This is a genomic window from Agrobacterium genomosp. 2 str. CFBP 5494, from assembly GCF_900013495.1.
Lineage (GTDB): Bacteria > Pseudomonadota > Alphaproteobacteria > Rhizobiales > Rhizobiaceae > Agrobacterium > Agrobacterium pusense.
Window position 1 is genome coordinate 300,469 of record NZ_LT009718.1, and the last position, 16,112, is coordinate 316,580.

Annotated in this window: 13 protein-coding genes; 3 read left to right on the forward strand and 10 right to left on the reverse strand. The window is 56.6% G+C overall.

Annotated features, from left to right (window positions below; genetic code table 11):
- Positions 1 to 3: 3 nt before the first annotated feature.
- The gene (locus tag AGR2A_RS01355; protein ID WP_072495209.1) at positions 4 to 1,569 is read right to left on the reverse strand and encodes a sugar ABC transporter ATP-binding protein; all 1,566 of its coding nucleotides are present in this window, start codon (positions 1,567 to 1,569) and stop codon (positions 4 to 6) included.
- Positions 1,570 to 1,823: 254 nt separating this feature from the next.
- Here AGR2A_RS01355 and AGR2A_RS01360 point away from each other — a divergent pair, with 254 nt between their 5' ends.
- Positions 1,824 to 2,516 carry a FadR/GntR family transcriptional regulator gene (locus AGR2A_RS01360; RefSeq protein WP_072495210.1) on the forward strand — a complete coding sequence of 231 codons (693 nt, stop codon included), beginning with the start codon at positions 1,824 to 1,826 and terminating at the stop codon, positions 2,514 to 2,516.
- 42 nt (positions 2,517 to 2,558) lie between these two features.
- Entirely contained in the window at positions 2,559 to 4,091 is a 1,533-nt protein-coding gene (locus AGR2A_RS01365; protein ID WP_080822354.1) for a UxaA family hydrolase, read from the forward strand.
- Positions 4,092 to 4,174: 83 nt separating this feature from the next.
- Here AGR2A_RS01365 and purH read toward each other — a convergent pair whose 3' ends face one another.
- The 4 genes from purH to htpX all read right to left on the reverse strand — a co-directional run bounded on the left by purH (position 4,175) and on the right by htpX (position 10,081).
- Positions 4,175 to 5,791 (reverse strand): bifunctional phosphoribosylaminoimidazolecarboxamide formyltransferase/IMP cyclohydrolase, encoded by a 1,617-nt coding sequence (gene purH, locus AGR2A_RS01370; RefSeq protein ID WP_006700260.1) that lies wholly within the window; start codon positions 5,789 to 5,791, stop codon positions 4,175 to 4,177.
- 149 nt (positions 5,792 to 5,940) lie between these two features.
- A complete protein-coding gene (locus tag AGR2A_RS01375; RefSeq protein WP_072495212.1) occupies positions 5,941 to 7,608 on the reverse strand; it encodes a heparinase II/III family protein in 1,668 nt (555 codons plus the stop codon).
- Positions 7,609 to 7,733: 125 nt separating this feature from the next.
- Complete coding sequence (locus AGR2A_RS01380; protein WP_072495213.1) at positions 7,734 to 9,119, reverse strand: RsmB/NOP family class I SAM-dependent RNA methyltransferase; 1,386 nt, start codon at positions 9,117 to 9,119, stop codon at positions 7,734 to 7,736.
- Complete coding sequence (gene htpX / locus AGR2A_RS01385; RefSeq protein WP_004444222.1) at positions 9,116 to 10,081, reverse strand: zinc metalloprotease HtpX; 966 nt, start codon at positions 10,079 to 10,081, stop codon at positions 9,116 to 9,118. Before htpX ends, AGR2A_RS01380 begins: the two co-directional genes overlap by 4 nt.
- A 131-nt stretch (positions 10,082 to 10,212) precedes the next feature.
- Between htpX and AGR2A_RS01390 the strand changes: the two genes are divergently transcribed.
- The gene (locus tag AGR2A_RS01390; protein WP_004444223.1) at positions 10,213 to 10,413 is read left to right on the forward strand and encodes a DUF1674 domain-containing protein; all 201 of its coding nucleotides are present in this window, start codon (positions 10,213 to 10,215) and stop codon (positions 10,411 to 10,413) included.
- Positions 10,414 to 10,472: 59 nt separating this feature from the next.
- On the opposite strand, the gene AGR2A_RS01395 is transcribed toward AGR2A_RS01390, so the two are convergent.
- The 5 genes from AGR2A_RS01395 to mnmE are packed head-to-tail and all read right to left on the reverse strand — an operon-like array spanning position 10,473 to position 16,096.
- Positions 10,473 to 11,357: a ParB/RepB/Spo0J family partition protein gene (locus AGR2A_RS01395; protein WP_004444225.1), complete on the reverse strand. Its 885-nt coding sequence runs from the start codon at positions 11,355 to 11,357 to the stop codon at positions 10,473 to 10,475.
- A 30-nt stretch (positions 11,358 to 11,387) separates the two neighbouring features.
- Complete coding sequence (locus AGR2A_RS01400; protein WP_006700257.1) at positions 11,388 to 12,182, reverse strand: ParA family protein; 795 nt, start codon at positions 12,180 to 12,182, stop codon at positions 11,388 to 11,390.
- 19 nt (positions 12,183 to 12,201) lie between these two features.
- Positions 12,202 to 12,819: a 16S rRNA (guanine(527)-N(7))-methyltransferase RsmG gene (gene rsmG, locus AGR2A_RS01405; RefSeq protein ID WP_072495214.1), complete on the reverse strand. Its 618-nt coding sequence runs from the start codon at positions 12,817 to 12,819 to the stop codon at positions 12,202 to 12,204.
- 11 nt (positions 12,820 to 12,830) lie between these two features.
- On the reverse strand, positions 12,831 to 14,714 hold the full coding sequence (gene mnmG / locus AGR2A_RS01410; RefSeq protein WP_080822356.1) for a tRNA uridine-5-carboxymethylaminomethyl(34) synthesis enzyme MnmG: 1,884 nt from the start codon (positions 14,712 to 14,714) through the stop codon (positions 12,831 to 12,833).
- A gap of 56 nt (positions 14,715 to 14,770) precedes the next feature.
- Positions 14,771 to 16,096, reverse strand: a complete 1,326-nt coding sequence (gene mnmE, locus AGR2A_RS01415) for a tRNA uridine-5-carboxymethylaminomethyl(34) synthesis GTPase MnmE (protein WP_072495216.1) — start codon at positions 16,094 to 16,096, stop codon at positions 14,771 to 14,773.
- Between the last annotated feature and the right edge of the window lie 16 nt (positions 16,097 to 16,112).

Genomic DNA, 16,112 nt, shown 5'->3' on the forward strand with positions numbered 1-16,112 from the left:
TCCTCACTGCGCGGCCCGGCCGTAACCGGACGCATACCGCATGATTTCTTCCTGATTGGTCTTGGCGGTTTCGAGCACGCCCGTGATCCGGCCCTGGTGGAAAACCGCGATGCGGTCCGTCAGCCCCAGAATTTCCGGCAGTTCCGAACTGATGAGAATGACGCCGATGCCCTGAGCGGCCAGCTCATCCATGATCTTGTAGATCGCGAATTTCGCACCGACATCGATGCCACGTGTAGGCTCATCGAAGAACAGGATACGGGATTGGCGGAACAACCACTTGCCGATGATGATCTTTTGCTGATTCCCCCCCGATAGCAGGCGCACGGTCTGCTCGATGGAAGGCGTGCGGATATTCAAGAGGTCGACGTATCGCTTGGTGACCTCGTCGTGTTTCCTGAAGTCGATCAGGCCAAAACGGTTGGAAAGTTCGCCGAGATTGGCGAGCGTCGTATTGGCCGCCACCGACATCTTGATGGCGAGGCCGTCGCTTTTCCGGTCTTCCGAGAGATAGGCGATGCCTTCTTCAATCGCATCCTGCGGTGAGCTGATCGAAAGCTCGCGCCCATTGAAGGTGATCTTGCCGGCATCGAGCGGGTCCGCCCCAAAAATCGCCCGCGCGACTTCCGTTCGACCTGCGCCCATAAGGCCGGCAAAACCCAGGATTTCGCCGCGCCGAAGCGAAAAACTGACATCGCTGAACACGCCGTTGCGGGTCAGCCCATCGACGGAGAAGATGATATCGTCCGTCGGGCGCGACGTGCGCTCGGGGAATTTATCCTCCAGCGAACGCCCGACCATACGCGTGACGATGTCATCAACGGTGATGGAGGCGAAGTCGTCGGTCGAAATATAACGTCCGTCGCGCAAGACCGTCACACGATCGACGATCTCGGCCATTTCGTCGAGACGGTGAGAAATATAGACGATACCGACGCCGGAAGCCTTGAGGTCTCTGATGACCTTGAAGAGAAGGCGGGTTTCCTGCTCCGTCAGAGAAGAGGTCGGCTCATCCATGATGAGCACTTCAGCATCAAGAGAGAGCGCCTTGGCGATTTCCACCATCTGGCATTGGGCGACGGAGAGGCCGCGGACGATCTGATCCGGATCGATATCGACACCCAGCCGGTCGAGACAGCGCTTGGCATCGAGGCGCAGCTTCTTGCGGTCAACCAGGAAACCGCGACGCGGTTCGCGCGCAAGATAGATGTTTTCGGCGACGGAAAGATGCGGAACGAGATTGAGTTCCTGGTGGATGATGGCGATGCCGGCAGCTTCGGACTCGAGCGGGGAGGCGTATTGCACCTTCACGCCCTTGTGCAGGATGGTGCCATCACTTGGCTGGTACACACCGCTGATGATTTTCATCAGCGTCGATTTTCCCGCCCCGTTCTCACCACAGACAGCATGCACCTCGCCGCCGCGCAGATCGAAATGCACATTCGACAAGGCTTTGACGCCCGGGAACTCCTTGCTGATATTTTCGAGACGCAGAAGGGCCGAACGCTCCGCGCGCGCCATCTCCTCAGGCGAGTACTCGCCCCGAATTGTCGATGCGCCCTGCGACATCTGGAAACCTCCCACCCGTATCCCCGCTCCACCGGGGTCATGAACAGGTCAAATGGTTAGGCCGGTTTTTTTAAATGGTCAAGCCAATTAGCTGACAATTTGCGAATCCGGACTCATAGCGAAAATTTCATATCTAAACTGCTTCTGTAAAAAACATGTAATTTCACGTATTTAAGTAATTTCTTGCGTATTGATACGCTTGGCGCTACGGTAAGGCCAAATATGAACTTCGGACAGGACTTGTCGTAAAACTCATGAGTGGTCAGGCCAAAATAGCGGATCCGCGCAGGCTTTATCAGCAGATTGCGGACCAGATACGCGAACTCATCGATCTGGGTGAATTCCTGCCCGGTACGCGGCTTCCCGCTGAGCGGGAACTGGCTCAGAAGCTCGGTGTATCGAGGCCTTCGTTGCGCGAGGCCCTGATTGCGCTTGAGATCGACAACACAGTGGAAATTCGTATGGGTTCCGGCGTCTATGTTTCGGCGGAAGCGCTGCAGACGACCCACCATACCAAATCGCTTGGCGACAGCCCCTCCGAACTGATGCAGGCGCGCGCCGCATTGGAGGGTGCCACCATCGTGCTGGCGGCAAGCCGGATGACCGATGAAGCGATCGCGACCCTGCGCCAGATACTCAATACCATGCAGAGGGAAATAGAGGCCGGTCGCAAGCCGCTGGATCAGGACCGGCTGTTTCACGTCACAATAGCCGAGCAATCCGGTAACAGCGTTTTAGCCCGAATGGTGGCCAACCTTTTCGATGAGCGCCATAGCCCCATTTCGGCCCAGCTCCGCGTGAAGTTTGAAGACCGCGATACCTGGACCCATGCTCTTCAGGAACACGAGGCCATTCTCGCCGCGCTTGAACTGAAAGACCCGCTGTTGGCGCAGGCCGCCATGCATACCCATCTGGAAGGTTCTAAGAGACGCTGGGTCGAAAACTAATTCAGGAACATAGCAGGCAATATACCGGGAGGAGGAACATCCGTGAGTGAGAATTCCGAGGCAACCATTTTGCTGAACGCCAACGACAACGTTGCGGTGGCGCGTCGGTCCATCCCGGCGGGCGGCGCGACGGGCAGGGGCGATCTGGCGGCGCTCGAATTGATTGGGCGCGGGCACAAGGTGGCCCTTAAATTCATCAGATCCGGAGATGAGGTGCTGAAATACGGGCAGGTGATTGGCATCGCCACCCAGGACATCGAACCTGGCCGGCACGTGCACCTGCACAATCTTGCCATGGTGCCTTCCGAACACGCGCATCAGTTCAGCGTCGACATTGAGGAGAAGGGCATGGTGCCGGAAGCCGAGCGCCGTACCTTCATGGGATATGACCGTGGCCTCGGCGGTGTCGGAACGAGAAACTATATCGGCGTCATCGCTTCTGTGAACTGTTCCGCCACGGTGTCGCGCTATATCGCCGATTATTTCAACAAGCAGGGCGGCCTTGATGGTTTCGACAACGTCGATGGCGTCGTGGCGCTGACCCACGGCGGCGGCTGCGCGCTGAATACAAAATCGGAAGGCTACCGTCTGCTGATCCGCACCATCCAAGGCTATGCCCGCCATCCCAATTTTGGTGGCATCCTGTTGATCGGCTTGGGCTGTGAGACCAACCAGATCGCGCCTATCCTCGAACATTACAAGATGGAGGAGGGCGACCGGCTGCGCACCATGACAATCCAGCAGCATGGCGGCACCCGCAAAACGATCGACGCGGCAATTACCGAGATTAAGGCCATGCTGCCGATGGTCAATGCCGCACGCCGTACGGAACAGCCGCTTTCAAAGCTGAAAGTGGCGCTGGAATGCGGCGGTTCCGACGGATACTCCGGCATTTCCGCCAACCCGGCCCTCGGATATGCCTCCGACCTCATCGTCCGCAATGGCGGCACCACAGTTCTCTCCGAAACGCCGGAGATTTACGGCGCCGAACATCTTTTGACCAAGCGCGCCATCACCCCTGCCGTCGCCGAAAAGCTTTTGCAGCGCATCGACTGGTGGCGTGATTACACGGCTCGTAACGGCGATGAACTCAACAACAACCCCTCTCACGGCAACAAGCTTGGCGGCCTGACAACCATTCTGGAGAAATCGCTGGGCGCGGTCGCCAAGGGCGGATCCATGCCGTTGAAGGCGGTGTACGAATTTGCGGAGACAGTAACGGAGCACGGTTTCGTCTTCATGGACACACCCGGTTACGACCCTGTCGCCGTGACAGGGCAGGTTGCCGGCGGCTGTAACGTCATCTGTTTCACCACCGGCCGCGGCTCGGTTTCCGGCTTCAAGCCTGCGCCATGCATCAAGATCGCCACAAATTCCGAAATGTATGAACACATGAAGGAAGATATGGATTTGAACTGCGGCGAGATCGTTACCGGGAACGAAACAATCGAAGAATCCGGCGAAAGAATTTTCGAACACATCATAGCGGTGGCCTCCGGCAACAAGACTGTCAGCGAGATCTACGACTATGGCGATAATGAATTCGTGCCCTGGCAGGTCGGCGCAGTGACCTGAGCCCCTCACGCCACTGTCCCACGTGAAACAAAAAGGCCCGAAGATCGCTCTTCGGGCCTTGTTCATTTCTGATCATATCGCGCTTAATGGCGGAAGTGACGCATGCCAGTAAAGACCATCGCAACATCGTGCTCATTGGCAGCGTCGATCACTTCCTGATCGCGCATGGAACCGCCGGGCTGAATAACGGCAGTCGCGCCAGCGGCAATCGCCGCAAGCAGGCCATCGGCAAAGGGATAAAAGGCTTCCGAAGCGACGGCAGAGCCACGGGTCAGCGGTTCAGCCAGACCGAGAGCCCTGGCGGCATCTTCGGCCTTCTGAGCCGCGATACGGGCTGAGTCGACACGGCTCATCTGGCCGGCGCCGATACCCGCTGTCTGGCCGTCCTTGGCGTAGATGACGGCGTTGGATTTCACGTGCTTGGCGATCTTGAAGGCAAACTTCATGTCTTCAAGTTCCTGCGCCGTCGGCGCGCGCTTGGTGACGACCTTGAGATCCAGATCTTCGACCATGCCATTATCGCGACTTTGGACCAGAAGGCCGCCCGAAACCGTCTTTGCGGTAATGCCGGCCGCGCGCGGGTCAGGCAGGCCGCCGGCTGCCAGAAGTCGCAGGTTAGGTTTGCGGGCAATGATCGATTTTGCTTCTTCTGTAACATCAGGTGCGATGATGACTTCAGTGAAAAGCTTGACGATCTCCTCCGCCGTTTCCGCATCAAGCGTGCGGTTGAGAGCGATGACGCCACCGAAGGCCGAGACGGAATCGCATGCCAGCGCTCGCCGGTAGGCTTCTGCAAGCGTCGGACCGGTCGCGACGCCACAGGGATTGGCGTGCTTGATGATTGCAACGGCCGGCGCATTTTCCGGCAGGAACTCCGCAACCAGTTCGTAGGCGGCGTCGGTGTCGTTGATATTATTGTAGGACAGTTGCTTGCCCTGAAGAAGCGTCGCTGTTGCCACGCCAGGCCGCTTTTCTCCGGTCAGATAAAAACCGGCGCTCTGGTGCGGGTTTTCGCCGTAACGCATCTTTTCCTTCAGCACGCCGCCAATGGCGCGGTAGTCAGGGGTTTCGATAGCGAGCGCCTCGGCAAACCAGTTGGAAATCATTGCGTCATAAGCAGCCGTGCGGGCATAGGCCTTGGCGGCGAAGCGCTGGCGCAGCGCATAGCTTGTCTGTCCGTCATCGGCCTGCAGGGCTTCAACCAGATCAGGATAATCGGACGGATCGGTCACCACGGTCACATAGGCATGATTCTTCGCCGATGCCCGGATCATGGCCGGACCACCAATATCAATGTTTTCCACCGTGGTCGGATAATCGCCGCCCTTGGCGCGAACGTCCTCGAACGGATAAAGATTGATGACAGAAAGATCGATGGCCTCAATACCGTGAGCCTTCATCGCATCCACATGTTCGGCATCATCCCGGATTGCCAGAAGCCCACCATGCACGTTGGGATGCAGGGTCTTGACGCGGCCATCCATGATCTCGGGAAAATTGGTGACCTCGGAGACATCCGTCACCGGCAGACCCGCATCGGCAATAGCCTTTGCCGTTCCGCCCGTCGAGAGCAGCTTGACGCCGAGTTTGGAGAGAACTGTCGCCAGCTCGATAATGTCGGTCTTGTCGGACACGGAGAGAAGCGCCGTGCGAATTTTGACCTTGTCGGGAGCGGGAATTTTTTTGGATACGACGGCCATCGAATATACTCCGTTAAACGGGGAGGACAGGCTGGAACGGGTTTTCCAGCAATTGCCGCCGCGTTAACACAGCTTACCGCAAGAATAAACAGCGGGGACGTCGAAGGATAAAAACTAGGGTATTTTTGCCGAATTCCAGAGGGAAACGCTCAGGCCTGACGCTCGATAAGCCAACGAATTTCCCGCGTGTTGGCGAGATTGAACGGTAGCTCGATCTGCTGCGATGGCCGCATGCCGGACGCATCGGCCATGAACACGTCCTCGGTCACGAAAAGCTCCAACCCCGGTGCCGTCAACAGCCAGGTGGTTCCGTCCGCGGCCTCAAGATAAATTGACTCATCATCCCGCTGGTGCAGCTGGATATGGGGGTGGATGTGGAAACGCGAAACCGCCGAGACCGACTGGGTCTGCGCGTTTGCGGCATTGTGATCGGCCCTTAGCAGGTCACGACCCTTTATCTTGGTGCCGGCGGCATTCAGCTCTATCTCCCGTTCGTGGTAACAGCCGAAGTTGTGAAGATATCCGTCATGCGCCGCCCACAGGACATCATTGCCGTTTGCGCCCGTTTCACGCCGGCTATCGACCTGGCTGACACCGGAAACCATGATCGGTCCGAGTAATCTGGACCGCGACAGTCTGCATGAAGACGTGTCGGCGAGCGTGACGGTGGAATGAGCAGCGGTCGACCGGCTAGCCCGTTGATATTCAGGCGCCGCATTTCGCGGAAACCCGGAATTGACGATGAAGCGGTTTTTTCCGCATGACATCTCGAAAGAGAGGCAGCCCGAATGCGCGTTACGTGAAAGCTCGGCCGAGCCAGGATAGCCCGTATCCACGATAACCACCGTTTCGCCCGCGGCAAGGCGGTGATAATTCACATCCGGCAAAACCTTTGAAGGCCGGCCCGCTGTCTCATCATAACGGAGCACCGAAACAAGCTCATTGGCGAGCGTGGCTGTTGCGCCGTTGAACAAGGCGAGATCGCCGCCCTGGTGCCGAAAAAACCGTATCGCCGGAAACATGCGGTCTATCGCAGGAACCAGCCCGGAGGGTAGGTCATGGCCGAGATTGATATAGCTTTGTCGAAGGGGCAAAAGGTCGAGCAGCAGATCCAGCATCACGCGCGGATTGCGGGACACATGCCCGCCATCGGGCAGGATTTGCCGCTCCATTTCCTGAGCCAGCTTCATTCCGTGCCGCGCGATCCGCGACATCCGGGTGGGCATGGCGATAGAAGCCATGGCAAGCGCGATCCTGATCCGCAGTCTCACCTCCCCATCCGGCGCGTGCCTAACGATTTTCTCGAGGTAACGCACGTGAAAGACCAGGCTTTTCAGAAACCGGCGATAAAACCCCGCATCTGCTTCGTATAGGACCACGGGCGAGTGGGAAAGCCAGGCGATCAATCTCTGCGCCGCGATTTCCGGAGCCCACGCAACCCCCGCAAGCTTTTTGCCATGGATGGCCATCCATTCGGCGACGATACGGCGGGCCTTCCTGCATGCCTCGCTCGATCTGTCGGAACGGATGTGGCGCAGCCAGCTAAACGCGTGCAGCCGCTCTTCAAAAACAAGCGAAGGATATTCCACCTGAAAAGGCGAGTGGCCACCGGTTTCCATGACACGGCCGGCAAGCGCGATACGGCCGCGCAGCAACTCCTCGGCAAAATAGGGATCGATTGCCCGAAGATCCGTCGGTGCCGCAACCAGCCCCTCCGGCGCACGATTGGCAAAACGTGAAACATGCAGACGTAACGGCGTGAGGCCGACACACAGATGGCGATACGCCATCCGCGAAAGAAGACCGGCGGCATTCATGCTGCCTGCAAAGGACCCTAACAAGCTGTGTTTCCCGTTTCACATGTTTTGTTTTTATCAGTGAACCGTGATGACCGGAACGTTATCGACAATTATCCAATGATTCGCGAAAGCTTGGCTTTTTTCTACTTCTTACGCAAGACACTGCTAAAAAACCCATCGACCCCCCCGAACATGTCGGGCGTGGTGCGAAGGTCACCCTCGGCGTTGATCGCCGCTTCCATTCCCGGCCAATCCTCACTGTGGACGGCGACACGTTCTACATCGGGATTTTCCGCCAGGACTTCGGCAATCATCGCCTCACCTTCGGAAGGATCGAGCGAGCAATTGGAAAACACCACGATACCGCCTGGTGCAACCAGCGTCAGCGCGTGCCGCAACATCTGGCCCTGCAGAGCAGCCAGCTTGGCAATATCGGCCTCGTCCTTCGTCCAGCAAACATCGGGATGTTTGCGCAATGTCCCGGTTGAAGAGCAGGGTGCGTCGAGTAGAACGGCGTCAAAAAGCTGCTCCGGCTGATACTTCAACATATTGACCTCAACCGTTTCAGCCTGAAGGCCAAGCCGGTCGAGATTTTCCCTCAGGCGACGAAGACGATTGCCAGACTGATCCAGCGCCGTCACTTTCGCACCCGCAAGTGCAAGCTGGGCCGTCTTGCCGCCCGGAGCGGCGCAGAGATCGGCGACACGCTTGCCTGAGATATCTCCCATTAATCGCACGGGCATGCTGGCTGCAAGATCCTGCACCCACCAGGCACCTTCCGCAAAACCTTCAAGAGAAGGTATCTGGCCTTCAAATTCACCCAGGCGCACGCTGCCATTCGGCATGACGGTTCCGCCCAGCTTCTCAGCCCAGAGGGCAGGATCGGCCTTGACGGTGAGGTCGATGGAAGAAGGTGTGAGCTGCGCGTCAGAGATGCGTTGCGCCACCTCATGCCCATAGGCCGAAACCAGCCTTGCGTAGAACCAGTCCGGCAGGACCGACACACTGGCGACGGCCTTTTCGATTTCGGCCTTCTCACGACCCAGCCGTCGCAGAACCGCGTTGACCAGCTTTACGAAGCGCCTGTTGCGTGGATCACGATGCGCCTGCTCGACAGCGAGATCGACGGCCGAGTGATCCGGGACATCAAGGTAGAGCATTTGCGCCGCGCCAACGACGAGAATGTGGTGCAATGACCGCGCACCCTGCGGCAACGGGCCATCCAGCAGCATTGACAGCGCCGTTTCGATCCGAGGGAGGTGACGAAGCGCGCTATTGACGATGGCTCTCACCAGCGCTCTGTCCGCGGGCGACAGCGCGCGATAAACAGGATTGCCATTTTCGCTGTCCAGCATACCGTCCAGCGAGGTTTTCTTTTCCAGAACGGCGGCCAATATGCGGGCGGCAGCTATGCGCGCAGGAAGACCGGGTTTGTCCTGGAAAGACGAAGGGCCGTCTTCACGGCCCCCGCCTTGCGCCAACCTCGGTTTTTTGGACCGTGACGGCTTATTTTGAATATCTGATGTCAAGACCAAGGTCCCTTGCGCTCATTTTCATTGCCCCGTCCCCAGCCTGTCTTGGGAACCGAACCCGATTTGCGCTGAGGTCTATCACCCGATGGCGGCGGCGTCGATCCTCGCGGGGAAAACTCCTGTGCCATCGCATGCAACGCCGCCACCCGGTTTTCCGTATTCGGGTGCGTGGAGAAGAGATTGTCCATACGTTCACCCGAGAGCGGGTTGATGATGAACATATGCGCTGTTGCCGGATTGCGCTCCGCGTCGTCGTTGTGGATACGCTGCGCCATGCCGGAAATCTTTTGCAACGCCGATGCAAGCCAGAGAGGATTGCCACAGATTTCAGCGCCACGCCGGTCGGCGGAATATTCGCGTGTCCGGCTGATCGCCATCTGGACCAGCATTGCGGCAAGCGGTGCGACGATCATCGCAACCAGGACGCCGATGAATCCGAGAGGGTTATTATTGTTTTCCCGATTGCCGCCAAAGAAGAACGCGAAGTTGCCGAGCATGGAAATCGCACCCGCCAGCGTAGCGGTAATTGTCATTGTCAGCGTATCCCGGTTTTGCACATGCGCCAGTTCATGCGCCATCACACCGGCCACTTCCTCGGGCGTCAAACGCTCCAGCAGACCCGTTGAAGCAGCAACAGCGGCGTTTTGCGGGTTCCTTCCCGTCGCAAAGGCGTTTGGCTGCGGGCTGTCATAAATATAGACCTTCGGCATGGGCAGGCCGGCATTGTGTGAGAGATCGCGGATCATGTGGAAGAACTCAGGCGCATTCGCCTCATCGATTTCCCGGGCATGATAGGCCGAGAGAACCATCTTATCTGAATTCCAGTAGGAAAAAAGATTCATGCCGGCAGCCATGACGAGAGCAATCATCATGCCGCCCTTGCCCCCTATCAGAAAACCGACGCCCATGAACAATGCCGTCATGAAGGCCAGAAGCATTGCCGTGCGCATCATGTTCATCCGCTGAAATCTCCCTGTCGTGGCCGGAATTCTCATCGCCGGATAATTCCGGGGTGTAAAAAATTCTTATGGGTATATAATCTGGGAAACGGCAAACATATTTCAATATCCCGTTATAGGGAGGATTTCTCATGCAGGATGCGGATAACGACAACGGCGCGGAGCAGCGGAGGCGGCTATCGCCTGCGGCTGAGCGGGCCCTGAAAGAAGCAGAAGAACGGCGCAAACAACAGGCAGATCTACAGTTACCGCCGGAAACCGGTGGCCGCGGCGGCGCCGAACCGGTTCGTTTCGGCGACTACGAAATAAAGGGCCGCGCAATAGATTTTTAGGCGGTCGCCATAACGATAATACCCGCCAAAGGCGGGTATTTTTAAATTAAAACAAGTACTTATTGTTTATTTTCCAACAAGCGACACACTGCCTCAAGTTGCTCGAGCGTGCGGTAGGCGATACGGATTTGCCCCGATCCGCCCTTGTGGTTAATCTTTACGTCAAGACCGAGGGCATCAGAAAGACTGCGCTCCAGTGCGACCGTATCTGAATCTTTTTCCGCGGCAGGGCGCTTTTCCGTAGCTTCGCCCTGCGATTTGATGTCGTTCTGAGCCAATCGCTCGGCATCACGGACCGACAAGCCCTTGGAAACAATCATGCGTGCGAGATTCGCCGGATCGGAAGTGGAAACGAGCGCCCGCGCGTGACCTGCGGAAAGCGAACCATCCGCGAGCATGTCGCGTACCGGGTCCGGAAGTTTCAATAGCCGAAGGCTGTTGGCGACGTGGCTTCGGCTCTTGCCGATAATCTCACCGAGATCGTTCTGAGTGTAACCGTGTTCCGCGATCAGCTGCTCATAACCCATCGCCTCTTCCAGCGGATTGAGGTCTGAGCGCTGGACGTTCTCGACGATGGCCAACTCGAGCGCCGTCCGGTCATCCACATCACGAACGATAACAGGCACGTCGGTGAAGCCGGCCAGCTGCGCAGCGCGCCAGCGCCTTTCACCGGCAATAATCTCGTATCGATTGACTCCGACCGTCCGTACCACCACAGGCTGAACAATGCCATGCTGCCGGATGGACGCGGCCAAATCCTGCAGCTCATTTTCATCGAAATGACGACGTGGGTTCCGTTGGCTACGAGCAATGAACTCTATCGGAATGGTGCGATCAGCGCTGACAGTACGCTGGGGTTCACCCACGGGTACAGGCTGGTCCATTTCGCCGATCAAGGCCGCGAGACCACGTCCCAGCCGGCGCTTGGAAAGATCATCACTCATAAGATATCACTCCGTAGATTGCGGCAGACGTCAGGCGGCTTTACGCAAACGCTCTCTCTGGATCACTTCCGATGCGAGCTGCAGATAGGCCTGACTACCAGCACATTTCAAATCATAAAGAATTGCCGGCTTACCATAAGATGGGGCCTCGGAAACGCGAACATTGCGCGGAATGAGTGTATGGTAAACCTTTTCTCCGAGATGTGTCCTGACATCCGAGACAACCTGTTGCGCCAGATTATTGCGTGCATCGAACATCGTCAGAACAATCCCTTGGATATCGAGCTGCGGATTGACCGACCCTCTTATCTGGCTGACTGTATCAAGCAACTGGCTAAGGCCTTCCAGCGCAAAAAACTCGCATTGCAATGGCACCAGCACGGAATGCGCGGCCGTCATTGCGTTCATCGTCAGGAGGTTGAAGGAAGGGGGGCAGTCGACAAGAATATAAGAATAGCCTCTAGCCTCTGTCGTCTCCATCGCTTCACGCAGAAGAAAGACGCGATTGGCAACGGTAGCAACCTGCATCTCGAAACCAAGCAGATCCATCGTCGATGGCACGATATCGAGATTTGGAACGGCGGTTGGGACAGCCACTTCCGCAATATTGTGATCACCGACCAGGAGATCATAAGAGGAGAGCTTCCGCTCTCGCCGGTCGATCCCCAGCCCGGTGCTGGCGTTACCCTGCGGGTCCAGATCAACTATCAATACCCGCTCACCGATGGCTGCCAGCGCTGTGGCCAGATTGATAGCAGTCGTTGTTTTACCAACCCCACCCTTCTGGTTTGCTACTGCGATAATCCGGTTTTTTTCCAAAGTCATGCCGCACCTGGCCAGCTTGTCAGCGCCTCAGAGCGAGGTTGCTGATTTCAAGAACAACAGAATCTGCCTCAATGGCACTCCGATGTTTTACCAGATCAAATTGCCAGCGACCATGTGCTTTCTGCACTTCGGATTCATAATCCCGGCCTTTATTGAAATATGCCTTGAGATCGGGATTTTTTGTGGCCCAGGGATGGATATAGTCGAAAAGCAAATCCAGCTCCGCCAGTGCGCGGGCCGACACAGAATCGCACGTCTCGAGAATGGCAGGTGCTTTCTCAATTCGCACGGGATGAACCGCTCCACGCGCGCCGGTTTCCTTTAGCGCTATCCGGAGAAATGCGGCCTTCTTATTGTTACTTTCCACCAGATCGATCCAGCCGCCGCCAATTTCAGAGAGGAATATGGCCGTGACGACACCGGGAAAACCCCCACCGCTGCCCAGATCCACCCATCTTTGAGGATAAGGAGAGAGATGAAATATCTGGGCACTGTCGGCAATGTGGCGGCTCCAGAGTTCTGTAAGAGTGGACGGGGCCACCAGATTGGTGGTCTTATTCCACTTCTTGAAGAGCTCGACAAAATGCTCGAGCTTCTCCTGTGTTTCACGTGAAACACTCTGGCCGTTTATCTTCATAATCCGACTCGCTATTGGTGCAGACGCAATTTTTCATTCTGCGTAGAAGAGTTTTTCCGCAGAAGGGCGAGAAGCAGCGATATCGCAGCCGGCGTCATACCGTCAACACGTGCGGCCTGGGCAATGTTTTCTGGACGGGCCTTTTCCAACTTTTGTTTCAACTCATTGGAAAGGCCGGACAGGCTTTGAAAATCGAAATCGTCAGGAATCTTTCGGTCTTCGTCCCGTTTGATGTCCACGATATCGGCGCTCTGGCGCTGCATATACACAGCGTAACCAGCCTCGATTTGCAGCACATCCGCAATTTTCTCGGGAAGCCCGCCCAACTCGGGCCAGTGCTGTTTGAGGACATCAAGCGACATATCAGGATAGGCGAGCAATTCGTAAACGGAGCGGCGTTGTCCGTCCTGATTGAGCTTTAATCCCTGTTTTGCTGCCTGCGAAGGGCTGATCGTGAGGGTCTTCAGCAAGTCACGACCCCGACCGAGTTCTTCTATAAAATTATCGAATCGCTTTTGACGGTGATAACTGATGATTCCCGCCCGCTGACCGACTGGAGTTAGCCGCAGATCGGCATTATCGACCCGTAACGAAAGCCTGTATTCCGCTCTTGACGTAAACATTCGGTAGGGTTCGCTGACACCCTTGGATGTCAGATCATCGATCATGACGCCGATGTAGGATTCCGTCCGGCTGAAATAATGCGGATTGCTGTTGCTTGCATAAAGAGAGGCATTGAGGCCGGCGACGAGCCCCTGAGCAGCTGCTTCTTCATATCCGGTTGTGCCGTTGATCTGCCCCGCGAGGAATAGTCCCGTAATCTTGCGACACTCGAGGGAGGGCTTGAGTTCTCGCGGGTCGACATAGTCATATTCGATCGCGTAACCCGGCTGCAAGATCGCAACCCGCTCGAGACCGGGTATGGTGTGGATGAACTGTTCCTGGACAGATGCGGGAAGCGACGTTGAAATTCCGTTAGGGTAGATCGTATGATCATCCAGTCCCTCGGGCTCCAGAAATATCTGATGACCATCACGCTCGCCAAATCGGGTAATCTTGTCTTCAATCGACGGACAATAACGCGGACCGACGCCTTCGATCTGACCCGAATACATTGCTGAAAGATGGATATTCTCTTGAATGACCCTGTGTCCGGCTGATGTGGTTCTGGTAACTCCACATTCGATTTGCGGATTCACGATATTGTCGGTCATGAAGGAGAAGGGCACAGGATCTTCGTCTGCGCCTTGTCGATCAACACCGCTCCAGTCGATTGTTCGCCCGTCCAGACGGGCAGGCGTGCCCGTCTTAAGTCTGCCCATGCGAAGACCAAGCCGCGATAGAGTGTTGGAAAGGCCGATTGACGGTTCTTCACCCACACGGCCGGCCGGTACCTTTTCGGAGCCGATATGAATAAGGCCACGCAAGAAAGTACCACTTGTCAGTACCACGGCACCGCAGGGAATCCGGCTACCATTCGCCATGACGACAGCAGCCACTCGCTCATTCGTCATCTCAATATCAAAAGCGTCGCCCTCAATAATGGTAAGATTCTCGATATTTGCAATTTCACCCTGCATTGCTTCACGGTAAAGACGGCGATCCGCCTGGGTGCGGGGACCGCGCACTGCCGGACCCTTTTTGCGATTGAGCATGCGAAACTGAATACCGGCAGCGTCAGCTACCCTACCCATCAAACCATCCAGGGCGTCGATCTCGCGAACGAGATGGCCTTTTCCAAGCCCGCCAATTGCTGGATTGCAGGACATGACACCGATGGTGTCGCGTTTATGGGTCACGAGCGCGGTTTTTGCACCATGGCGAGCCGCAGCCGCAGCCGCTTCACTGCCGGCATGTCCACCACCTATAATAACGACATCAAATGACTGGTGCATCTATCTGCGCCCTGTTCTGATCTAACCGCGCGTCCGCGGCCCATGTTTCACGTGAATCATTTTCCTATGCAGAATTCTGAAAAGATGACGCCCAGCAAATCTTCAACATCGACGCGTCCTGTAATACGACCAAGCGATGTCGCTGCGAGCCGCAAATATTCCGACCTTATAGCAAGATCCATGGCTTCAGAATCGAGCGCATCACTAACATAGTTAAGCGTCTCTTCAAGTCGTTTTTTATGGCGAGCCCGGGCGGGCACCAAAGTCTGGACCCCTTGCAATCGCGATTCAATCTCCCGCTTTATCAAGAACCGCAATTCATCGAGACCAGTCCCTTCTTTCGCCGAGATCGCCAGATCGAACTCAGCTCTAGTCGTCGAAGACGACAACGCCGCCTTGGTCCTGACGCGCAGATGCGGCTTTGCAGACAGTGATGCGATGGTTTGTTTCGGAAACGAATCGTTATCCTGCAGCACCAGAATGAGATCCGCAGTCTCCGATGTCGAAACAGCGCGCCGCACACCCTCCTGTTCCACCACATCATACGTTTCCCTCAGGCCTGCCGTGTCGAATATTCGTACCAGATAGCCCTCAAGGTTAATGTCCACGCTCAATACGTCCCTGGTCGTGCCGGCAATGTCGGTGACGATGGCGATATCCCGGCCAGCTAACGAATTCAGCAGCGTGGATTTCCCGGCATTGGGTTCTCCGATGAGCGCCACCTTGAAACCGTCCCGGATAATCTCGCCGTTTCCGCCGGCCTCCAGATGGGAGGCGATTTCCGCTTTCAGCTGTCTCATCGCCTCCCATACCTGTCCAGATACGGAATCCGGGACATCCTCCTCGTCGGCGAAGTCGAGCTCCGCCTCGATCAGCGCACGCGCACGCGTCAGGCGCTGAGCCCATCCGTCATAAAGAGCCGAAAGATTGCCTGTACTCTGTTCAACCGCCAGACGACGCTGCATCTCCGTTTCAGCCTGAAGCAGGTCGGCCAAACCTTCGACTTCAAGAAGGTCCATCTTGCCATTCTCGAAGGCTCTGCGCGAAAACTCCCCGGCCTCCGCGGGACGTACATCCGGGAACCGCTCGAACTCAGCAAAAATCGAGGCAATGACTGCGCGGCTTCCATGGCATTGGATTTCAACGCAGTCCTCACCTGTGAAGGAATGTGGTGCCGGGAACGACATAACGAGCGCCTGGTCGATGGTCTCATTGTTTCGATTCCGAATCAAACTCAGCCTGGCTTTTCGTGGTGCCGGAAGCTCTCGTCCGGTCAATTCTGTCAGCATGGCGAAAGACATGGGTCCGCTGATCCTCACGACGGCCACCCCCGCCGGGAGGGCGCCGCTCGAAAGTGCATATATCGTATCAGGGGAAGGCATGGCGCACCTCGATCAA